Origin of the sequence: Marinobacter sp. NSM (assembly GCF_052380025.1) — a bacterium.
Lineage (GTDB): Bacteria > Pseudomonadota > Gammaproteobacteria > Pseudomonadales > Oleiphilaceae > Marinobacter.
In genome coordinates this window covers 12,365-32,947 of sequence record NZ_JBQTCK010000003.1, presented here as the reverse complement: position 1 = coordinate 32,947, position 20,583 = coordinate 12,365, and the positions used below count along the sequence as shown (strand labels likewise).

Below are 20,583 nucleotides of genomic sequence, written 5' to 3'. Positions count from 1 at the left end.
ACGTGACTGAAACGGCAAAGGTTTTGTTATGACCACACTGAACGAAGGCATTCAACCCCCCTCGGTTCTGATCTTTGACTGGCACGGCACTTTGGTGGACACCCACGATGCCATGTTCAGCGCCATGGAGGATATGTTGCCTCAGCTGGAAGATCTGGGACTGGTGGAAAAGTTGCTGCCGGAGGAGCAATGCCGCACACAGGATGATGCCCGGCTAGTGCGTTACATCCGTATCTTCCGGCGCCTGCATCCGAGGATTCTGGCGGAGCGGCGGGTGTCCAGAACCGATATCTTCAATGCCATCTTCGGTGATAACAAAGCCGCCAAACTGGTTGCCCACGAAGCCTATAACAACGCTTACCGGAAATATTTTGGCCAGGTGAAACCATTTCAGCCGGGTGCCTATGAGTATCTGTGTGCGCTGAAAGCCATGGGCATCAAGCTGGCAGTATCGACCAACCGCAATCGGGAGTTTCTGGACAAGGAACTTCAAACGGTGGATGAGGGCCGATGGCATCATCTGTTCGATGCAACGGTATGCGCTGATGATGTGACCGAATACAAGCCCGACCCGCAGGTGATTCTCAAAACCCTGGATATGTTGGGGCTGCCGGCCGATGCCCGGGCCTGGTATGTGGGCGATAGCTATGTCGATATGCTCACCTCTCACAGTGCCGGGGTGTCCGGCGTGTTCTACAACGGCGCCTGCTGGGAGCCAGACCGGATTTCGAGCTGGTTCACCTCCCGGGATGCACCGGCGGCAGTGCTGGACAGTTTTGAAGACCTGATGGATTTGCTGGCGTTGCTGGAGCGGGAAAAGCCTGAGGCGTTTGCAGCCAGCCCTGCGGAAGTCCGCCCGAAACCCTTCCCACCACCCGAACAGCCGGAGCCGCGTATTGAGCCGGATTGGCACCCGGCGGTGGTGAAGTTGATCCGCCCGGCGGTGGTATTGTTTGACTGGCATGCCACCCTGGTGGACACCCTGGACGCCATGTACCACGCGGTAGACGATATGTTGCCGGATTTCCACAGGCTGGGGCTGATGAACCGGATGGTGGCGCCGGAAGACAGCAAAACCCCGGAAGATGCTCGGCTGGTGGCCTATGTACGGGAGTTCGCCAAGCTTCACCCCAAGGTAAAGGCAGACCGGAAAATTTCCCGCACCGATATTTTCGAGATGCTGTTTGGGGAGGATCAGCAAGCCAAGCAGGTTGCCCATAAGGCGTTTAACCATCACTACCGAAATCACTACGGCACGGTGAAGGCCTTCGAGCCGAAAGTCCGGGAAGTATTGGAGGGGTTGCGACGACTGGGCATGCAGGTGGGCGTGATCACCAACCGGGATAGGGAGTTCTTTGAACACGAGCTGGCTGCCGTGGAAGACACCGGTTGGACCCATCTGTTCGACGTGGATGTTTGCGGCGATGATACCCCGCTCAGAAAACCGCACCCGGACCAGCTGCTGCTGGCGGTGCAGAAACTGGATTACCCGCCGGACCCAAGTGTGTGGTACGTGGGAGATTCTACTACCGATGTGATTGCCGCGAAGCGGGCGGGCATGACGTCGGTGTTCTTCAACGGTGCCCAGTGGGACTTGCCCTGGCTGAACCGGATTTTCCCGGGTACTCACAAACACCCGGACAAACCGGACGTGGTGGTGAATGATTTTTCCGAGTTCTGGGCTCTGGTACTGGCCTGTGAGCTGGGGCCGGCCTGAGGGTGCTACTCGGCTACCGGTAGCTCCATGGCAACGTGTTCAGAACGAGCCCGCGCCAGCCGTTCGTAGTTGTGCAGCGCTTTTTCGATGGCCAGCCCCATGGCCAGAATACCTTCCAGGCCGTTATTCGGCTCTTTCAGGGGGATGGGCACACTGACGATAATCTGGAACTGGCGGGTAGACGCATCGTAGCGAATGGGTGATATCCATAAATCGGATTTGCGCTCCATACCACGTTCGGTTTCAACGGCAATCTCCTGGAACTTTGGCTCGTCGCCCTGCCAGTAATCGGATGACAGCTGACTCATGGCAACCAATGCGCCCTTGTTATCGGTCAGCAGAAGTTCCGTTACCAATCCGCCTTGCTCGTCTTGCCACCGCTTCAGGGCCTGAGATGCCGGTAGCCCGAGTATCTCAGAGGCCAACGGTGTCGGTTGCTCAGGGGCGAGAGCCTGCCAGAGGGTGTCCTGGGTGAGAATCTCTGTGAAGCTGTCGTAGACTGGCCCCTGATGAATTGTCTGGGCCAGATTCAGCCGTTGCTCCAGGTCTTTTATGAGTCCCCGGGCTTGCCCTGCTACATGCTGATACTCATCTGCAGACAGTAGCATGTGCTGCTCCATACACTCCGGCAATTGACGGTTGAATCGGGTCAGGACCCCCGGATGTTCGCTGACAAATCGTCGGTTGAGATAGAGGTGCAGCGGGGCGTAACGCAGGAATTCCCGGTTTAGCGTTTGGTCAAGCGCCGGCGAATCTTCGCGCAGTGTCTCCATCACCTGTTGATCCATCAGTGCAAGATCAATTCGTTGGCGTTTCAGCAAAGCCGGTAATTGTTCGGTTGAACTGACGGTCAAAAACGGCTGAAAGCCGTTCTGGATGAGCCAGACTTCTTCGTTGCTGCCACCGACAACACCGATTTTTGCGGTTGTCGGGTCAGGGCGTTGGCCAAGGTAGAACCAGTACCATTTCTCCAGTGCCACCGGATGACTGATCTCCGCAGCCTCATCCAGATCGGGTGATGGGTCTACGGCAAAGTAGCCATCCACGATTTGACGCTGCAGGGCGAAGCGGGCGCGGTTCTGGGGCATCAGGCGAATGTTCACCTGCGCCCCCGCATGTTCCATGGCGCATCGAATGGTCTCGACGGTTTCCCCGGTCGCCTCCGGGCCGCCTGGCATCGGGTTGGACTGTTGGTAGGGTGGGGAATCAAATGTATATAAGCTGAATGTTTCATGGTCTGCAGCAACGGTCCACGAAATTAAGGTGAACAGTAATCCTGCTGCTACGGGCCTGATAGACATGCCGGGCTCCAGCGTCCTAATTGCTGACAATTTGACGATGGGTATAGCATAGCAGTCAACCGGGTTATTTTCTCTTAGCTGTTTTTCTCAGGTAGGTTACAGCTCCTCCAGATTGGCCAGCAGCCACTCCCCGCGACTGAGAATAGCACGGCGCCGCTCATCTGGCTGTTTATCCCAGTTCCGATACATCATGGTCATGCGCGGATTGTTGGCAAAGTCATCCCGGTGGCGGTCGATAAAATGCCAGTACAGGGCGTTGAACGGGCAGGCTTTCTCCCCAGTGGCATCCTGTACCCGGTAGTGGCAGTTCTGGCAGTGGTCTGACATCCGCTGGATGTATTTGCCGCTGGCTGCGTAGGGTTTGGAGCCCAGATAGCCGCCATCGGCGTGCATCACCATGCCCAGGGTATTGGGCAGTTCCACCCAGTCGAAGGCATCGATGTAGACCGCCAGGTACCAGTCACAGATCTCCTCCGGATGTATGCCGGCCAGCAGGGCGAAGTTGCCGGTCACCATCAGGCGCTGGATGTGGTGGGCGTAGGCATTGCGGGCGGTGGCATCGATGGCCTTGTGCATACAGCGCATTTTGGTTTCGCCGGTCCAGTAGAACCAGGGCAGGCCGCGCTGGTTGTTCAGCCGGTTCTCTTTGGCGTAGCCCGGCATCAGCAGCCAGTAAATACCGCGAACAAACTCCCGCCAGCCGACGATCTGGCGGATAAACCCTTCCACCGCGTTCAGCGGTGCCTGCCCGGCATACCAGGCTTGTGCCACCGCCTGGCAAACGTCGGTCGGGTCCAGCAGCCCGGTGTTGAGATAGGGCGACAGGATGGAGTGGAACAACCAGTCTTCGTGGTCGGATAGCGCATCCTGATAGTCACCAAAGCAGGGCAGGGCGAAGTCGATAAAGTGTTCCAGCGCTGCCTGGGCCTGATCGGCGGTGACAGCAAAGTGGAAGTCTTCCGTGGTGCCGAAGTGGTCGGGGAAGTGTTCCTCCACCAGTTGGACCACTTCACGGGTTATTGAATCGGGCTCTATGCGAAACGGCACCGGGGCTGGCGGTTTGCCGGACCATTTCTTGCGGTTGTCGGAATCGAAATTCCATTGGCCGCCTTCCGGTTTGCCCTCAGGCGTCATCAGCAGCCCGGTTTTCTTGCGCATTTCCCGGTAGAAGAATTCCATGCGCAGTTGTTTGCGGCCTTTGGCCCAGTCGGCGAATTCCTTTTTGTGACAAACAAAACGGGTGTCTGGGCGTATTTCCACTGGAATGCCCAGACGTTCATGCCACTGGCTGATCAGCGAATGCAGCCGCCATTCACCGCACTCGGTGGTGATCACTTTGTCCGGTTTATGCTTGGCAGCGAGCCTGGTGATCACGGTTTCCAGGGATTGCTCCGGGTTATCCGGATGGTAACGCTGGTAATGCACCTGCCAGCCTTGTTGTTCCAGATCCCGGGCGAAGTGGCGCATGGCGCTGAAGATAAACACCAGTTTCTTCTTGTGGTGATTGGTGTAGCTGGCCTCGTCGTGGACTTCCGCCATCACCACCAGATCGTTGTCTTTATCTGCGTGCTGCAGTGCAGAAAGCTGCGGACTCAGCTGGTCGCCGAGAATCAGAATCAGGTTGGCCATCGAGTCAGCTCCGGTTGCGGTGTTATCCCAAAGGGGTAGGCTGAATACGCCATGGGCGCAAAGGTGGTTCAGTGGCTATGCTGATAGACTCCAGATGATACGCATCAACTGATGCTCGGGGCCGATAGGGCATAATGGATGCTTTCCGGCTTGCCGATCTTTTCTGACGACAGAGTTTTAACTATGGCTTCCAACAACGCTGCAGAAAACAACCTGCCCGCCTTCATCTGGGATGAGGCACTGATTCGCCGCTATGACCTCAGTGGTCCCCGCTATACGTCTTACCCCACGGCGGTCGAGTTCACCCAGAAGTACGGCATAGAAGACATGGTGAAAGCGGCCGGCCGTAGCAAGGCGTCTGGTGGCCCTATCTCTTTGTACACGCACCTGCCGTTCTGCGCGCACCTTTGCTACTACTGTGCCTGCAACAAGGTGATCACCAAAAAGCGTGACAAGGCCATGCCTTACGCGGAGCGTGTGCTGAAAGAAGCCGCCATCCAGTCAAAACTGTTCGGGGCTGATCGCCCGGTGCAACAGTTGCACTGGGGCGGCGGCACGCCGACGTTCCTGCCCAGGGATGTGATGCAGCACCTGATGGCCGGTTACGCTGAACTGTTTAACCTGCAGTCTGGCGATGAGCGGGATTATAGTGTCGAGATTGACCCCCGGGAAGTGGACCAGGATACCCTGTCGACCCTGTGGGAGCTGGGTTTTAATCGCATCAGCCTTGGCGTTCAGGATGTAAACCCGGAAGTGCAAAAGGCAGTAAACCGTATTCAGCCCAGAGACATGACCGAGGCGGTATTGAACGAAGCCCGTCGCATTGGTTTCCGCTCCATTAACCTGGACCTGATCTACGGCCTGCCGTACCAGACCCCGGAAAGCTTTGCACAAACCCTGGAATCAGTGATCGACATGTCCCCGGACAGGCTCTCCGTGTTCAGCTACGCGCACCTGCCGGATCGGTTCTACCCGCAAACCCGGATACAGGCCGATACCCTGCCAAGCCCGCAGCAGAAGCTGACCATTCTGCACAACACCATCAACCGCCTGCTGGGAGCCGGTTACGAATACATCGGCATGGACCACTTCGCCAAGCCGGACGACAGCCTCGCCGTGGCCCAGCGCGAAGGCCGGCTGCACCGGAATTTTCAGGGCTACACCACCCATTCCGATTGCGACCTGGTATCGCTGGGTGTGTCTGCCATCGGCCAGACCGACGACGCCTACTTCCAGAACAACCATGACTTGCCGTCCTGGGAAGCCTCCATTGATGCCGGGCAACTGGCGATCGTTCGTGGCGTTGGTTTGAGCCGGGATGACCGGATTCGCCGGTGGGTGATCGGGCAATTGATCTGCCAGTTCCGCCTGGATCGCAAACTGTTTGCAGATAAATGGAGCGAAGACTTTGATCGGTACTTCGCGGATGAACTGAATCGCCTGAAGCCGATGATCCAGGACGAACTGATTGGTGATGATGGTGGCGTGCTGCAGGTGCAGCCGGCAGGCCGCTTGCTTATCCGGGCGATTTGCCAGATCCTTGACCTTTACCGCAAAGAAGGCGCCAGCCAGCGGTTCTCCCGGATTATCTGACCGGGTTTGCTGTAAACAGAACCAACAAGGGCTGCCAAATGGCAGCCCTTGTTGGTTTGACTCGATGAACTAGCTAGCCACTTAGCGTTAGTGGCTGAGATTGCTTATGGTGTTTAACCACCAGTCATATTCATAAACCGAAGAATCTGAACCTCACCATTGCTGGAAAAGTGATGCCGCTCCGGCTTCAGATCCATCGCACTAATGATCGCCTGCTGAAGCTTGTCATCCGTCACCGGATTACCCCTCAGAACCCGGCGCAAATCCACCGAATGCTCATTGCCAAGACACAGCAAAAGCCGCCCCTCAACCGTCACCCGAACCCGGTTGCAGGTCGAACAGAAATTGTGAGAATGGGGAGAAATGAAACCAACCTGAATGTCACTGTCAGTCATCCGATAATACCGCGCTGGACCACCGGAATCCTGGGTTGCCGGAATCAGCTCATGGCGCTGGCGGATAATGTCCCGCACTTCCTCACTGGTACACAAAGCAAGACCGCGGTCATGCTCCGAAATCTCGCCCAGCGGCATCTCCTCGATAAAACTGATATCCACCTGCTTCCTGCGGGCAAACTCAATCAGCTCCGGAATCTCTTCATCATTGCGGCCTTTCATCACTACCGTGTTCAGCTTGATGCCACGGAAACCGGCGTCCCGGGCGGCATCAATGCCGTCTAACACCTGCTGCAGATTGCCAGTACGGGTGATGGAATGGAACTTTTCTGAATCCAGTGAATCCAGGCTGATATTGAGACGGTGCAGGCCTGCCTGACGCAGTTTTTCCGCCATGGTCGGCAGCTGGCTGCCATTGGTGGTCATGGCAAAATCTCGTAAACCGTAGGTGCCTACTTCCCGAACCAGCTCGAGGATGTCCTTGCGGACCAGGGGTTCGCCACCGGTCAGGCGGATTTTTTCCGTACCCAGGGCAACAAAGTTTCGAGCCAGCCTGGCGATCTCCTCCAGCGTCAGAACCTGCTGGCGGGGCAGAAAGGTCATGTCCTCCGCCATGCAGTACACACAGCGGAAGTCGCAGCGGTCAGTTACCGACAGGCGCACGTAATTGACGATGCGGCCAAATCGATCGGTCAGCTTGGCTTGCGGCATGGGCAGGTTTCCCTGTCTGGAGTCATATTTATAAAGGATAGTCAAAGTATCACAGATATCCCAACCCAATCCGATACCTCTCGGGGGGTAATCCTTCGTTCGAATCCCAGATAAAGAACAGGCGTACCCTGTTTACGGGTGATTTTTTGTTTGATTTTCGATCGCAGACGATGCGCCTTTTAATATTCATTAGTTATGTTTTTTATTGGGGCAGTCATGGAACGCTTTGAAAAATGGCTGGTCACATCAACCAGGTCCGTTCTCAGCAAGTTGGGCAGACCCGTACACTGATTCACGGTAGAATAGATGCAGTTATAAATCGTTCCGAGACCCTTGCCATGAAAGCACTCCCCGGTAAAACCGGTTTCCGGATACTTGCGTATATGTCTGTAGCGATTGGTGCCGCGGGGGTTGTTCTTCCGCTGTTGCCGACCACGCCGTTTGTCATACTGGCGGCGTACTTTGCCAGTAAAGGGTCTCCGGAGTTTGCCCGGTGGCTGGAAGAACACCCGACTTTCGGCCCGGCAATTGCCCAGTGGCAAGAGCGCAGGGCCATTCCGGTTAAGGCGAAGATTCTCGCCTGCGCCATGATGGTGTTGAGCTGGAGCATGTTGGTCTGGCTGGGTTCAACGGTATTTGTATTGATGGTTTCGGGGCTGTTCCTGCTGAGCGTTGCAGGTTATCTGCTCACGAGGCCATCCTGTTAAAGTTTTCCGTCATATTTATGGAGTTATGAATGCACATCACCCGCTATACAGATTATTCCTTGAGAGTTCTGATTTATCTGGCTGAACAGGGTGATCGTCTGGCCACCATTCAGGAAATTGCAGACAGCTACGAAATTTCCAAGAATCACCTGATGAAAGTGGTTCATCAGCTCAACAAGAAAGGCTACATCGAGACCATTCGGGGCAAGAAAGGTGGTATGCGCCTGCACATGGCGCCCAATGAGATCAACATCGGTGTTCTTGTCAGGGAAACGGAGCAGGACCTCAGCATTGTTGAATGCTTTTCATCAAAGAACGCCTGCAAGATCACCCCGGTGTGCGGCCTGAAGGCCATGTTTGCCGAAGCCTTGAAGGCATTCCTTGAAACACTCGACAAATACACTCTGGCCGATGTCATCCAGGATAAACACCGGCCACAGCTGGTACGCTTGCTTCAGATCGCCTGAAGCTCGCGCTTTCCTTCCAATCGGGTTCTTACCACGTCCGGCAGCGAGAATTTGCCGATACGTTTAAGGACGGTGCCATACTGCTTGGCAAAGCTCCCGGTGTTGTACGGAATGTCGTATTTCTCGCACACTGCCTGAACCTTCTCGGAAATCTCCGGGTAGCGGTGCGCCGGCAGGTCGGGGAACACGTGGTGTTCAATCTGGTAACTCAGGTGTCCACTCAACACGTGCAGCCACTTACCGCCGGTGAAGTTGGATGAACCGGTGAGCTGGCGCAGATACCAGTGGCCTTTGCTTTCACCCTCGCATTCTTCCTCGGTAAAGGTCTCCGCATCTTGGGTGAAGTGCCCGCAGAAGATAACGGTGGATGCCCAGATGTTACGAATCAGGTTAGCACCCACGTTGCCTGCCAGAACGATAGGAGCGACAGGCAGGGTCAGTAGCGGGAAGAATACGTAATCCTTGAATCCCTGGCGGCCGCCCTTACGGGCAAATTCCTTCAGGAACGGCAGCTTGTCGCGCCAGCGCAACTCACCCCGGCGGATCTTCTCGCTCTCCAGTTCATGTACTCCGACGCCCCACTGGAACAGCACGGTCAGCAGGATGTAGTTGATGAACTGCAACAGGTGGCCCGGGTGCCATTTCACGTCATCACTCAGGCGCAGCACTGCATAGCCATAGTCCCGATCTTTGCCAATGATATTGGTGTAGGTGTGATGTTCGTAGTTGTGGGTCCGGCGCCAGGAATCGCTGGTGCAAACGGTGTCCCATTCATAGGTTTGAGAGTTAAGGGCCGGGTCATTCATCCAGTCGTATTGGCCATGCATGACGTTATGGCCGATTTCCATGTTCTCTATGATTTTTGCGATACCCAGCGTTGCGGTAGCGGCCACGAATACGGGTGGAATGAAACCAAAGGGCATCATCACCCGGCCGCCCACTTCCAGGGTACGGTGCAGGCGGATGATCTTGCGGATGTACTTGGCATCCCGCTCGCCCAGGTCTGCAATGACCTCGTCACGGATGGCGTCCAGATCTTTCTGCAGCTCGTTCAGTTGGTCTTCGTTAAGCTTTTTCATATCGATGACTCCCTGCGGCAATAATCGCCGCAATACAAAAGAATGGGGTTAGACGTCCAGGGCGACAGGCCCTTGGGGAACCGAAACACAAAGTTGAACAGGCTCTTCACCCGGGCCGGATACCTTGCCGGTAAGCCGATTAACCACGATGCCGCTGGTTTTGCGACAGCTGCACTGGTGGCAGATGCCCATGCGGCAGCCGTACTGGGGTTTCAGGCCTGCGGCTTCGGCAATCTCCAGCAGGTTGGCATCGCCTTCTGAGCCCACTTTCAGGTTGCTGTTGGAAAAGGTCACCTCACCACCCAGTTGATCGCTATCCAGAGATGCCTGTGCCGGGGGCGCAAAGAAGGTACTGTGCATCTGCTTCTCCTTCAGGCCGCGCTTGGCCAGAAGGTCCGTGGCCAGATCCATCAGGCCTTTGGGGCCGCAAAGGAATACTTCTCTGGCCTTGATGCCGGCGACGGTCTCCAGGTCGCTGTCCCGCAGATAACGCGGCTCGTCGCTCTCATTGGTTGCGATGATGGTCAGTGACAGCGCAGGCCAGCGTGCTGCCAGGGCCTGCAGTGCTTCCCGGGCGATCACGTCATTCTGGGTGCGCACGTAATAGAGCAGGGTAACGGGGGCCCGATAGTCCTCTGCGGCCATGGTCTGAAGCTGGCTCAGGATAGGGGTGATGCCGCTACCGCCGGCAATGAACAGCACGGGTTTCGCCGGCTCGGGAATCAGGAACTCCCCAAACGCCTCTGTAAGCCCAATCACGTCGCCCGGTTGCAGGGCGTCGTGCATCCAGTTGGTGACCAGCCCACCGGGCAGGCGCTTGATGGTCAGGGTGATCTGCCCCTCGGATTGCCACAACAACGGTGAGCTGGACAGGCTGAAGGTGCGGGTGCGGCGAACACCCTCTATATCGGTACAGATGTTCACATGCTGACCCGCCTGGAACCCTGCCCAGCGCTTTGCCGGCTTCAGAACGAAAGTTTTGGTGTCAGCTGTTTCGTTAATAATGTTCTCTACCCGTGCCGGTGTGTACTCTTGTACCCACATCGGATTGATGGCTTCGGCCAGGGGGTCGAAATAGCCGGCCGGGTTGTCCCGGTTCAGTAACTGCCGGCCAAGCCAGTGAAGTGCTTTGGTGTTTGAAAGTCGTGCCAGCATGATTGGTTCTCCATACTTGTTGGTGCTTGTTCCACTGCATGTGTACAAGTGTTCACTAATGTGTACGACTGTACACACAAGTTTGACTTTCAACAATTACCCGGCGTGATGGTTGGCTCGAAATGACAAGCCTGGTAGTTCTTTCTCCAGTCTAATGTGTACACTTGTGAACCTGGTATAGGCGGTACGGGCAGAGGAATGGCAGACAAACAAAGGCGCAAGCCTGGGGAAACCCGCGAAAAACTGATGAGCGCCGCGCTGGCACTGGTAGGTAAAGGGCGGCATTTTGCCAGCCTGGGCATTCGGGAAGTCACGCGGCAGGCCGGCGTGGTGCCTACGTCCTTCTACAGGCATTTCCGAAGCATGGACGACCTGGGTTTGCAGCTGGTGGATGAGCTGGGCCTGGTGTTGCGCCGCATGATGCGGGAAGCCCGGGCCAACGTGCTGCAGGCAGACAAGCTGATTGAAGAGTCCGTGGGTATTTTTGTCGCCCATGCCCAGGCCAACCGCAGTTTCTTCCTGTTCATGGCCCAGGGCCTGGCGGGGGAAAGCCGGGCAGTGCAGGAAGGGATTCGCAGTGAAATGCGCTTCTTCGCCAGTGAGCTGGCCAATGATCTTCGCCGGCTCAGGTTAATGGAACATCTTAGTGACGCAGATCTCGACGTAACCTGTGATCTGGTGGTTCGAACCGTGGCCTTCAGCCTGACCGATCTGCTCAGCATCTCGGAAGATGACGACTACCAGATAGGCCAGGTGCGTAAACGCACCACCCGTTTCCTGCAGATGGTGTTTGTCGGCGCTGCCAACTGGAACAGCGACAGCGCCTGAGCCTGGCTACAGCTAGGTCACTGATGCCACGCCAATGGCCACCAATGTCGCAATGACCGGAATGGCGACCGTCACCACAAAGATGTCCTTATAGGCTTCCTTGTGCTTGAGGCCCATGATGGTCAGCATGGCAATCACCGCGCCGCAATGAGGCAGTGAATCGATACCGCCGGAACCGAGGGTGGCAATTCGGTGCAGGGTCTCGGGCTCAATACCCATCGCAAGGTATTTCTCCGCGAAAGTCTGCATGAAGATCTGCAACCCTCCAGACCCGGAGCCTACAATCGCCGATACCACACTGACCGAGGCAAATGCAGATAGCAGCGGTGGCAGAGGCAGTTCCAGTACCCATTGTGCGAAGCTGTTGAAACCGGTGGTCTGAGTCACCACGCTGCCAAACCCGATCACTGCGGCGGTGTTGAGCAATGGCATGATGGCATCGTTAGCACCCACGCCAAGGCTTTCCATGGCTTTGCTGCGAAAGTCAGGGAAAAGCAACACACAGCTGCCTGCACCAATCATTAATGCAAAGCTTGGCCAGACGATCGGCTCGCTGCCGGCGAACGCAATAAAGGTGCCCAGAAACGGCGTTTCCCCATCGGCTATCCCGAGTGCAGTCAGCAGTCTTGGAAGAATGATGGTGCCCAGAACCAGAAGTAGCGGAATGATGCTACGCTGCCACTTGGGACCGTGCTGCAGCGCGGGCGCCATGTTCTCCATGTATTCGTCCTGGGCATTCACCTGGTAGCCCTCTCCGGCTGCGCGAGCCCGGGTCCACTGCCGCTCTAGGTACACCAGCCCCAAGACAAACATGACAGCGCCAGCGGTCAATCCGATCAGGGCGCCTGCAAACAGGTCAGTGCCGAGTGCTGAGGCACCGATAACATTGTGGATGGAGGGCGTGCCTGGGAGCGCGGTCATGGTAAATGTTCCAGAGCCCAATGCAGCGGCGCCACAGAACAGCCGCTTGGGTAGATTGGCCTCGCGCATTAGTGCGACACCGAGCGGATACATGGTGAAGATCACCACAAAGACCACCACACCGCCGTAAGTCAGTAGCGCGCATACCAGTATGGTGACCAGGATGGTACGTTTTGCCCCCAGGCTGCGGGTGATGGCATTGGCGATGGAGCCGGCAGCCCCGCTTGAAGCCATCATCTTGCCGAAGATGGCGCCGGTCAGGAACAGGATAAAAAACTTGCCCGCAAAGCTGAAGGCGCCTAGCGGACCAAAAGGAAAGTGTTCCAGCAGGGTCGGGGATAGGCCCAACCCGTTGGTCACCGCAACAATCAGGCTGGAGACCAGCGCTGCGACCAGAATGTTGATTTCGCGCAACGCCATCACAATCAGCAGAATCAGACCGGCCAGAAGGCCAAGGTTTGCAAGCATGTGAGCTCCTGTCAGTCCCGGAAACCTGGGTCAATTCGGTCCAACTTACGCAGCAATCCTGGCCAGGCCAGTTTGCCACCCAGGCCTTTAGTGACCTGTTCGGCTTGCTGTTTGATGGTATCGACAATGCCGGGTGGAATGGGCGTTAGTGGCTGGTTGCCTGAGAGCGCTTTGATCTGGATCTGACACGAAGTCTGCAGGATATACATGGCCAGGAACGCGTCGGCAATACTGGTGCCTGTGGTCAGCAGGCCATGGTTACGCAGGATCATGAAATTCGCATCACCCAGATCCCTTTGTAAACGCGCCTTCTCATCCTCCCTTAATGCCACACCTTCATAGTCGTGGTAGGACAGGCTGGCCAGCGCGAACAGACTTTGCTGGGAAAGTGGTAGCAGGCCATCCCATTGTGCGGATACCGCGATACCATCGGCGGTGTGCAGATGCATCACACAGGCTGCGTCTTCTCTCACCGAATGAATGGCGCTGTGGATGGTAAAGCCGGCGGGATTGATGTCGAAATCGTCAGGGTCAATTTTGTTGGCGTCCTGGTCAACACGTACCAGGCTGGATGCGGTAATTTCCTCGAACATCATCCCGTAGGGATTGATCAGGAAGTGGTGCTCGTCGCCGGGTATTCTTGCGGAGATGTGGGTAAAGACAAGGTCGTCCCAACCGTGGAGTGCCACAAGGCGATAGGCCGCTGCAAGGTCGACTCGCAGTTGCCACTCTTGTTCACTGACGTTGTTTTTCTTTGACGGAATGGAGAGCTGTTCTGACATGATGCATTTCTCTCTGTGGGTGTTGTTCTTGTGGTGTTCATCCTCGTTAGCCGTGAGTGTAGGGATAAGTGATCGGCCAAGACTGTCAAATTGTTTACAATTAACGTTATGACCAATATCAAGATGATCCTTGCTGATTGTCCCTTGTTTGCCGGTTTCCCTGCGCGAGCGTTCAACGACCTGGCCGAGATCGCCCGAGTTCGAACCTTCGATGCGGATGAGCCGATCTACGAAAAGGGATCCGCCACATCCACTCTGAATGTGATTGCTTCGGGTGTGGTCCGGATAAGTTCCGTCAATTCCGCAGGGCGGGAAGCCACTCTGATCATGTTCAACGCCGGAGTCTGGTTCGGCGATTCAGTTTTTTCTCCCGGCATGAAAAGGGTTTACGGCGCCACGGCTCATGAAGCGACAACCCTGGTGGAGCTGCCCGGCGATGCATTCCGGGGTGTGATGGCAAAGTACCCGGAGTGCTATCCGGTGGTTCTGGACATGGTGAGCCGCCGCTTATGGGCGGCGATGTCGATTATCGAGGACGATGCACTTCGGGGCGTTGCCGCAAGGATTGGCCGGAGGTTGCTGTTTCTGGCCCAGATTCAGGGCGATGGAGACGCTGGCACCGAGCCGGTGACTATCCGTATTACCCGGGAACACATAGCGAATATGATGGGCATGACCCGACAGGGCGTGCACCAGTGGATCAAGCATTTTGAGCAGCGGGGGCTGCTGAAACTGACCTACGGCCGTATCGAACTCACCGATCCGGCCGCCTTGCAGGATTACCTTCAGATTCTGGATTAGCGCCGGGGAGGGCTGCCCGGAGATCAGCTTTGGCTTCTGGTGCCCGCAGCTTTCGGCGCTTTTCTGCTTCTTTGGGGGTTTTCCTTTGTCGTTTTAGCGGGCGGAGGCAGGATCAGGCTCTCCAACTCATCCAGGGCTTCCCCGGTATACACCGCCAGTTTCTGCATGCTGGGCAGAGTGTCGCGGCAACCGGTGTAACCGAAGTTCAGTGAGCCGGCATAGCTCAGGCAGGTAATGTTCAGGGCTCCGCCGTGGGCAATCAGAGACACCGGGTACATGGCTTCCAGCTTTGCGCCCTCGTAGTAAAGCGTTCGCTCCGGCCCAGGTACGTTGGAAATCGTCACGTTGAATACCGGCCGCATGCGCCCGCCCAGTCCAGACATCAGCTGCAGGATATACGGAGACATCAGCAGCATGGTGTACTGGGTGAGTGCACTTTTTGGAAGTTTCTGCAGGTGCTCTTTGGCCCGTCGGGTAGATGTTTTGATCTGCTGAAGCCGGTTCAGCGGGTCGGCTTCATCAGTAGCGAGAGAGGCAATCATGAAGCTGATCTGGGTACCCGTACCCTGGTCATCTGCCGGGCGGATGTTAACCGGAATGCCGGCCGTCAGGGGTATGTCGGGTAACTGGCCCTGCTCCAGCAAAAACCGGCGCAATGCCGTTCCGCACAGATACAGTACGATATCGTTCAGCGAGCCACCGGACTGGTGCGCCAGAGCTTTCAGGCGATCCAGCTGATAGTGCTGGGTGGCGAAACGGCGCTGACCGGTTACCCGGTGATTCAGCAAAGAGACCGGGCCGGTGAAGGGCGCCGTCAGGCCGTCTTCCGGGTGCCGCACAGAGTGAACCAGGCGGTTGCCCGCCTGCCAGAGTCTTGGCGCCATATCGGCCTGCAGTTTCAGTGCGTCCATGGCTTGCGAGACGGCCGCCGGCACGCTGGCTTCTTTATCGGTTTTGCTGCCCCGGCGCCGCTCCGGGCGTACCGTCCAGGGCGGTGGCATGTTGGTACGTTCCGGGTCTGTAGTCAGCACCCGCTGCATCAGGCGCACACCACTGATGCCATCAATCATGGAGTGATGCATCTTGGTGTACAGGGCAAAGCGATTGTTTTCGAGCCCCTCGATGACATGGCATTCCCACAGCGGGCGGGAAAAATCCAGGGGGTTGGAGTGCAGGCGCGATACCAGAATACCAAGCTCCCGCTCGCCGCCCGGGCGGGGCAGGGCTGAGTGCCGCACGTGGTAGTCGAGATCGATGTCCTTGTCGATTTTCCAGGCTGGGGCCACCAGTCGCCCAAACAAGCCGGACCAGGCCAGCTTGTATCCCCAGGGGGCTGCGACATCTCCTGCTTCCTTCATGCGGGTCACCATGTCCCGCAGGAAAGTTTCCGGGGCTCCTTCCGGCAGTGAGAATATCTGCAGGTTACCCACGTGCATCGGGGTGTCTTCAGATTCTACCGCCAACCATGAGGCGTCCAGTGTTCCGAGACGTTTCATTCCTTGTGTATCTCCGTCACTTAGTCATTTTTTGATTGTTACATGCAAGTATACTGATTACCGCAGTAACACACGATCAAAACGCCCATTTAGTTCTGGCTTTTACGGGGTTTTGCAGTTACACAATGTAGTCATCCGGCGCTGCCGATCTGTCGGGTAGTGTGCTAATTTCTCTCTGCAAACAATGAATAACAAAGAATGACGGAGGTTTCGTGGAATCCAGCCCGCTGATCTCGGCAGGTTTGCCGGTGTCGCTCTTTATCATCATGATCGGTATCGGGATGACCCTGACCGCTCGGGACTTTCGCCAGGTGGCGGTTTACCCGCGTGGCATGGTGGTCGGCACCATCGCCCAGATTTTTCTGATGCCACTGGCTGCGTTTGCGCTGGCTTACCTGTTTGGGGTGTCGCCTGCCATCGCGGTAGGGCTAGTGATTATTGCAGCCTGCCCTGGCGGCACCACATCCAACCTGTTCGTTTTGCTGGCCAGGGGCAACATTGCCCTGTCTATTGTTCTGACCGTGGTAGCCAGCCTGGTCACCATCATAACCCTGCCGCTGTTTGCCAATATGGCCCTGCAGCATTTTATGGGCACGGCGGAGGACATCTCGCTACCAGTGGGCAAAACCATCGGCATGCTGGTGGGCATCGTGTTGTTCCCGGTGGCTCTTGGCATGATTTTGCGCACTCGCAAGCCTGAGCTGGCACGTAAAGCTGAGAGTGTGGTCAGCATTTTCGGGGGCGTGGTGCTGGCGGTTGTGATTGTGGCCCTGCTGTTTGGTGTTCGTGACCAGATTGGCGATTTGTTGAAGCAGGCGGGCCCTTCAACCATCATGCTCAATGTGGTGGGCATTGTTCTGGGCCTGCTTGCCGGGCGTGCGGCGGGCCTGACTCAGCGCGAATCACTGGCCGTGGCGGTTGAGTTGGGTGTCAAGAACGCGACCATTGGCCTGATGGTTACCCTGACGCTGCTGGAATCCAGCGCCATGTCCATCCCCGCTGCCGTATACGGTGTGCTTATGTTCCCCATCGGGTTCTTGCTGGCGGTGTATGGCCGCAGCATTATTCCCAAATCCAATGTGCAGACCACCGCCTCCCAGCCAATCGATTGACATATTTGCCAGCCGCCCGCTGCCGCCAGAGACAGAGGGGCATGAAGGCATCACTGTTACCCTGAGTCCTCAGACTTTCAGCTCGGGATAACAACAATGATGCCTCTTGCCCTTCAAACGCGCCCTTCCTACCACTGGACCATCCGGTGTCTTTTACTGGCTACCACCTTGGCGATGTCTTGCCTCCCGGTTCTGACCTGGGCCAATGAAGACTTGCGGGCGAAGGTTTATGACCAGAGTCTTCCGCTGGAACAGCGTATCAACGCCATGCAGGAACTGACCGGCCTGCAGCCCGATCCAGACCGGACATACCGGGTATGTGTCTGGGATATCTTTGGGCGCTCCGGCCCTATTTATGGTGCAGCCCAGGATCAGCGGCACAGAATTCTTCAGTACGGTATAAATGTAGAGATGGTGCCCTACACCAGCGAATCGGTGATGGTAGAAGAGCTCAAATCCGGTACCTGCGACGCCGCCCTGATGAGTGGGCTGCGTGCGCGATTGTTCAATCAATACACCGGCACCCTGGATTCGATTGGCGGCTTCCCGGATCAGGAGCAAATGCAGTTGGGCTTGCAGCTGATGGCCGATCCCCGCAGTGCGGATCGCATGGTCAGCAACGGTTATGTGGTAATGGGGATTGCTCCGGCAGGCGCCGCCCACGTGTTTGTGAACGACCGCAGTATCAATACCCTGGCAAAGGCATCCGGCAAGCGAGTGGTGGTGCTGGATTACGATCCTACCCAGGCGGAGATGATTTCCGGGGTGGGGGCAACGCCGGTGGTCGCTGACATTGTTAATGCCCCCAATATGTTCAATACCGGGGTGGTCGACGTGCTGGCAGCGCCGCTGGCAGCCTATGAGGTATTGGAACTGCACAAGGGGCTGGAGCCGGACGGTGGCATTATCGACCTGCCGTTGACCCATATTACCATGCAGCTGATTGGCCGCGCCGAGGTCATCCCCAACGAACTGGCGCAGCTTGTGCGGGAGGCTTTTTTCCAAGGGTCGGATGAAATCATCAGCCGTGTCCGGATGGGAGAGGAAAAGGTGCCGGACAAGTGGTGGATAAGGATTCCCACTGATGACCGCCGGGAATACGATGCGATGATGCAGGCGGCGCGGCTGGAATTGCGTGAGCAAGGCTACTATAGCGGGGACATGTTAACCCTGCAGCGCAAGATCCGTTGCCGCGCTGACGGTAGCCGGGAGGAATGCAGTAATCCGGTGGAGTAAGTCATGACCACTGACTCCCGGACCGCCCCCGTATCCGCCAGTCGTAACTGGTCAATGACCCTGGCCAGCGTGCCGATGCTGGCGATTCTTGTGCTTACGTTGTTGGCCTCGGTGGGCGAAACCCTGCATTCGCGGTTACTGGAGATCGGCGGGGAAACCTGGCCCGACTACTTCAACCTGCGGGTGATCGACCGGGTCAGTGCGCCGGGTTGCCAGGTCGTGAGCGATGAAGAAGCGGCCGTAGAACAGGCAGTTGCGGTTAAAAAAGCGGAAAAATCTGCCGACCCCTTCGCCGATGTGTTCGGCGAACAGATCGACCGTGAGCAGGTCCGCGCTTCGGTGCTGGCCGCATCCCGCGCCTGTGAGAGTCATCTTGCTAATTGGGAACGCTTACAGTCGCTCAATGGTCCAGGGGTTCAGGCTTTCGTTCTGATAGAGACAGGGCTGTCTCAGGCTGTACTGCTGGTCACCGGAAACCGCCGGGTGCTGTTGGGGCTGATGTTGCTGTTCTGTGCCGCGGCCGCCACTCTGAGGCGCCAACACATTGCTCTTCGCCCTGTAGAAAGTCGTCTGGATGATCGGGTTGCCATCGTTTCCCAATTGGTGGCCAACGGGTTGCTGACCGCTTCTACCTGGCTTTATCGGCAACAGGAGCTGGCCCAGGCAGACGCCGGCATGCCCCTGGCCCATCTGTTCATGCATGATATTTGGGTGGCCGGTTTCGGCACGCTTACCCTGATTTCCCTCTGGCAGTTGCGCCGGCGGAGGGATGACCTTCCCGTGGGTAGGAGCTGGTCTCGGGCCATGCTGAGCGTGCCTCTCTACAGCTTCATGTGTATTTCTGCCTCCATCCAGTTTGCGTTTCACGGCTTCTACCACGGTATTGCCGTCTACCTCACCATGATGGCGGAGTTATCGGCATTGTTCCTCAATCTTGGGCTCTACGTGTGGGTGGGTATGTTGCTGGCGCGCACCCATCTTCCCAGGAAGGTATTCAATGTTCTGCGGCCCTGGCGGTTGCCTCCGAAATGGCTCGGGGTGGCGGTGCTGTTGCTCACCGCCTTGCCCACGGCGTACAGCGGCGCGTCCGGTATTTTTATTCTGGCGGCGGGCCTTACTCTTTACCGGGAGCTGCGGCGTGCAGGTACATCGGAGCAACTGGCACTGGCGACCACGGCGATCTCCGGCTCCATGGGAACCATGCTGCGTCCCTGTCTGCTGGTGGTCATTGTTGCCACCCTCAACAACAGTGTGACCACTGACGAAATGTTCAGCGCCGGCGCCCGGGTATTGTTGTTGACCGCGTCGGTGTACGCGATTTATGTGTTCCTGATTGGCGGGCCGTCGAAAGGAGAGATCGCCCCACTGCGGGAGGCGGTGCCCGGCATGCTGCGTGCGTTGTTGCCACTGCTGCCTTACGTGGCCATTTTCGCGGGCGTCATTCTGCTGTGGAATTTACTGCTGAATCGTGGACTGGATGAGTTCTCTGCGCCAGCCATTCTGCCGTTGATTTTACTGCTGGTGCTCGCGTTCGAGCGTTGGGTGCTCAGATCATCGGATCCTGACGCTGATGACTTGCCGGAGGATGCCCGTGGTCCGCTGGCAAGCGGCTTTTCACCTGCTGTGTTGCGCGCTACCCGCGAATCCAGTGCCCTGATCGGTGCTCTGCTGATGTTAATGGCGCTGTCCGTCAGTGTTGGCGGCCTGATCGAACGTTCGGGCCTGCTCGAGTTATTCCCTGAACAATTGGGATCGGTGTGGCTGACACTCACGCTGCTGATGGCTTTGCTTGTGTTTATAGGCATGATCATGGACCCCTATGGCGCGGTGCTGTTGGTGAACGCCACGCTGGCACCCATCGCACTGAACAATGGCATTGATCCGCTTCATTTCTGGGTGATGACCGTGCTGGCATTTGAAATGGGGTATCTGACTCCACCGGTGGCGCTCAACCATTTGCTGACCCGTCAGGTGGTGGGTGTGCCCACATCGCCGCAGAGCCTGTATGGTACCTTCTGGCAGCGCAATTTCCGATTCATTCTTCCGGTGCTGGTCATGGGCACTACGCTGTTGATGGTGACTTACCTGCCAGCCTTTGGGAGCACAATATTCCAACTATTGTTGGGTATTCAGTCTCCAGCTTAGTCGTTATGCTCAGGCCTGCGCGGATGTGATCGGGTTCGCG

General features: G+C 56.9%; 17 protein-coding genes. 9 read left to right on the top strand and 8 right to left on the bottom strand.

Annotated features, from left to right (window positions below; genetic code table 11):
* The first annotated feature begins 28 nt into the window (after positions 1-28).
* The gene (locus tag ACTZWX_RS07810; RefSeq protein WP_444713451.1) at positions 29-1,717 is read left to right on the top strand and encodes an HAD family hydrolase; all 1,689 of its coding nucleotides are present in this window, start codon (positions 29-31) and stop codon (positions 1,715-1,717) included.
* A 5-nt stretch (positions 1,718-1,722) separates the two neighbouring features.
* On the opposite strand, the gene ACTZWX_RS07805 is transcribed toward ACTZWX_RS07810, so the two are convergent.
* A complete protein-coding gene (locus ACTZWX_RS07805) occupies positions 1,723-3,018 on the bottom strand; it encodes a hypothetical protein (protein WP_444713450.1) in 1,296 nt (431 codons plus the stop codon).
* Positions 3,019-3,114: 96 nt separating this feature from the next.
* Positions 3,115-4,647: a cryptochrome/photolyase family protein gene (locus ACTZWX_RS07800; RefSeq protein WP_444713449.1), complete on the bottom strand. Its 1,533-nt coding sequence runs from the start codon at positions 4,645-4,647 to the stop codon at positions 3,115-3,117.
* A gap of 183 nt (positions 4,648-4,830) precedes the next feature.
* Here ACTZWX_RS07800 and hemN point away from each other — a divergent pair, with 183 nt between their 5' ends.
* Positions 4,831-6,240, top strand: coding sequence for an oxygen-independent coproporphyrinogen III oxidase (gene hemN / locus ACTZWX_RS07795; RefSeq protein ID WP_444713448.1), 1,410 nt, complete (start codon positions 4,831-4,833; stop codon positions 6,238-6,240).
* 113 nt (positions 6,241-6,353) lie between these two features.
* Here the strand turns inward: hemN and moaA are convergent, their stop codons facing one another.
* Positions 6,354-7,346: a GTP 3',8-cyclase MoaA gene (gene moaA / locus ACTZWX_RS07790; RefSeq protein WP_444713447.1), complete on the bottom strand. Its 993-nt coding sequence runs from the start codon at positions 7,344-7,346 to the stop codon at positions 6,354-6,356.
* A 338-nt stretch (positions 7,347-7,684) separates the two neighbouring features.
* Between moaA and ACTZWX_RS07785 the strand changes: the two genes are divergently transcribed.
* Both ACTZWX_RS07785 and ACTZWX_RS07780 read left to right on the top strand, forming a co-directional pair.
* The gene (locus ACTZWX_RS07785; RefSeq protein ID WP_444713446.1) at positions 7,685-8,053 is read left to right on the top strand and encodes a YbaN family protein; all 369 of its coding nucleotides are present in this window, start codon (positions 7,685-7,687) and stop codon (positions 8,051-8,053) included.
* 29 nt (positions 8,054-8,082) lie between these two features.
* Complete coding sequence (locus ACTZWX_RS07780) at positions 8,083-8,520, top strand: RrF2 family transcriptional regulator (RefSeq protein ID WP_058092706.1); 438 nt, start codon at positions 8,083-8,085, stop codon at positions 8,518-8,520.
* Here ACTZWX_RS07780 and ACTZWX_RS07775 read toward each other — a convergent pair.
* Both ACTZWX_RS07775 and ACTZWX_RS07770 read right to left on the bottom strand, forming a co-directional pair.
* On the bottom strand, positions 8,508-9,599 hold the full coding sequence (locus ACTZWX_RS07775; RefSeq protein ID WP_444713445.1) for a fatty acid desaturase family protein: 1,092 nt from the start codon (positions 9,597-9,599) through the stop codon (positions 8,508-8,510). The genes ACTZWX_RS07780 and ACTZWX_RS07775 overlap by 13 nt on opposite strands.
* Before the next feature lie 48 nt (positions 9,600-9,647).
* The gene (locus ACTZWX_RS07770; RefSeq protein WP_444713444.1) at positions 9,648-10,754 is read right to left on the bottom strand and encodes a ferredoxin reductase; all 1,107 of its coding nucleotides are present in this window, start codon (positions 10,752-10,754) and stop codon (positions 9,648-9,650) included.
* Positions 10,755-10,952: 198 nt separating this feature from the next.
* Here ACTZWX_RS07770 and ACTZWX_RS07765 point away from each other — a divergent pair, with 198 nt between their 5' ends.
* Positions 10,953-11,582, top strand: a complete 630-nt coding sequence (locus ACTZWX_RS07765; protein WP_058092709.1) for a TetR family transcriptional regulator — start codon at positions 10,953-10,955, stop codon at positions 11,580-11,582.
* Between the two features lie 12 nt (positions 11,583-11,594).
* Here the strand turns inward: ACTZWX_RS07765 and ACTZWX_RS07760 are convergent, their stop codons facing one another.
* Together ACTZWX_RS07760 and ACTZWX_RS07755 are read right to left on the bottom strand one after the other, a co-directional pair.
* Positions 11,595-12,971 (bottom strand): GntP family permease, encoded by a 1,377-nt coding sequence (locus ACTZWX_RS07760; RefSeq protein WP_444713443.1) that lies wholly within the window; start codon positions 12,969-12,971, stop codon positions 11,595-11,597.
* Positions 12,972-12,982: 11 nt separating this feature from the next.
* Entirely contained in the window at positions 12,983-13,753 is a 771-nt protein-coding gene (locus tag ACTZWX_RS07755) for a class II aldolase/adducin family protein (protein ID WP_444713442.1), read from the bottom strand.
* Between the two features lie 90 nt (positions 13,754-13,843).
* On the opposite strand from ACTZWX_RS07755, the gene ACTZWX_RS07750 reads away from it, so the two are divergent.
* Positions 13,844-14,554, top strand: coding sequence for a Crp/Fnr family transcriptional regulator (locus ACTZWX_RS07750; protein WP_444713441.1), 711 nt, complete (start codon positions 13,844-13,846; stop codon positions 14,552-14,554).
* Positions 14,555-14,577: 23 nt separating this feature from the next.
* Here ACTZWX_RS07750 and ACTZWX_RS07745 read toward each other — a convergent pair whose 3' ends face one another.
* On the bottom strand, positions 14,578-16,050 hold the full coding sequence (locus ACTZWX_RS07745; RefSeq protein ID WP_444713440.1) for a WS/DGAT/MGAT family O-acyltransferase: 1,473 nt from the start codon (positions 16,048-16,050) through the stop codon (positions 14,578-14,580).
* Between the two features lie 212 nt (positions 16,051-16,262).
* Here ACTZWX_RS07745 and ACTZWX_RS07740 point away from each other — a divergent pair, with 212 nt between their 5' ends.
* From ACTZWX_RS07740 to ACTZWX_RS07730, 3 genes are all read left to right on the top strand, one after another.
* Complete coding sequence (locus tag ACTZWX_RS07740; protein ID WP_444713439.1) at positions 16,263-17,162, top strand: bile acid:sodium symporter family protein; 900 nt, start codon at positions 16,263-16,265, stop codon at positions 17,160-17,162.
* 96 nt (positions 17,163-17,258) lie between these two features.
* Positions 17,259-18,398 (top strand): putative solute-binding protein, encoded by a 1,140-nt coding sequence (locus tag ACTZWX_RS07735; protein WP_444713438.1) that lies wholly within the window; start codon positions 17,259-17,261, stop codon positions 18,396-18,398.
* 3 nt (positions 18,399-18,401) lie between these two features.
* On the top strand, positions 18,402-20,543 hold the full coding sequence (locus tag ACTZWX_RS07730) for a TRAP transporter large permease subunit (protein ID WP_444713437.1): 2,142 nt from the start codon (positions 18,402-18,404) through the stop codon (positions 20,541-20,543).
* The last annotated feature ends 40 nt before the right edge of the window (positions 20,544-20,583 follow it).

Excerpts from the sequence above, each read along its gene's own strand:
- ACTZWX_RS07765 (WP_058092709.1), top strand. The coding sequence starts at position 10,953 with ATGGCAGACAAACAAAGGCGCAAGCCTGGGGAAACCCGCGAAAAACTG.
- ACTZWX_RS07745 (WP_444713440.1), bottom strand. The coding sequence starts at position 16,050 with ATGAAACGTCTCGGAACACTGGACGCCTCATGGTTGGCGGTAGAATCT.
- ACTZWX_RS07805 (WP_444713450.1), bottom strand. The coding sequence starts at position 3,018 with ATGTCTATCAGGCCCGTAGCAGCAGGATTACTGTTCACCTTAATTTCG.
- ACTZWX_RS07780 (WP_058092706.1), top strand. The coding sequence starts at position 8,083 with ATGCACATCACCCGCTATACAGATTATTCCTTGAGAGTTCTGATTTAT.
- ACTZWX_RS07735 (WP_444713438.1), top strand. The coding sequence starts at position 17,259 with ATGATGCCTCTTGCCCTTCAAACGCGCCCTTCCTACCACTGGACCATC.
- hemN (WP_444713448.1), top strand. The coding sequence starts at position 4,831 with ATGGCTTCCAACAACGCTGCAGAAAACAACCTGCCCGCCTTCATCTGG.
- ACTZWX_RS07785 (WP_444713446.1), top strand. The coding sequence starts at position 7,685 with ATGAAAGCACTCCCCGGTAAAACCGGTTTCCGGATACTTGCGTATATG.
- ACTZWX_RS07755 (WP_444713442.1), bottom strand. The coding sequence starts at position 13,753 with ATGTCAGAACAGCTCTCCATTCCGTCAAAGAAAAACAACGTCAGTGAA.
- ACTZWX_RS07775 (WP_444713445.1), bottom strand. The coding sequence starts at position 9,599 with ATGAAAAAGCTTAACGAAGACCAACTGAACGAGCTGCAGAAAGATCTG.
- ACTZWX_RS07800 (WP_444713449.1), bottom strand. The coding sequence starts at position 4,647 with ATGGCCAACCTGATTCTGATTCTCGGCGACCAGCTGAGTCCGCAGCTT.
- ACTZWX_RS07730 (WP_444713437.1), top strand. The coding sequence starts at position 18,402 with ATGACCACTGACTCCCGGACCGCCCCCGTATCCGCCAGTCGTAACTGG.
- moaA (WP_444713447.1), bottom strand. The coding sequence starts at position 7,346 with ATGCCGCAAGCCAAGCTGACCGATCGATTTGGCCGCATCGTCAATTAC.
- ACTZWX_RS07770 (WP_444713444.1), bottom strand. The coding sequence starts at position 10,754 with ATGCTGGCACGACTTTCAAACACCAAAGCACTTCACTGGCTTGGCCGG.
- ACTZWX_RS07810 (WP_444713451.1), top strand. The coding sequence starts at position 29 with ATGACCACACTGAACGAAGGCATTCAACCCCCCTCGGTTCTGATCTTT.
- ACTZWX_RS07760 (WP_444713443.1), bottom strand. The coding sequence starts at position 12,971 with ATGCTTGCAAACCTTGGCCTTCTGGCCGGTCTGATTCTGCTGATTGTG.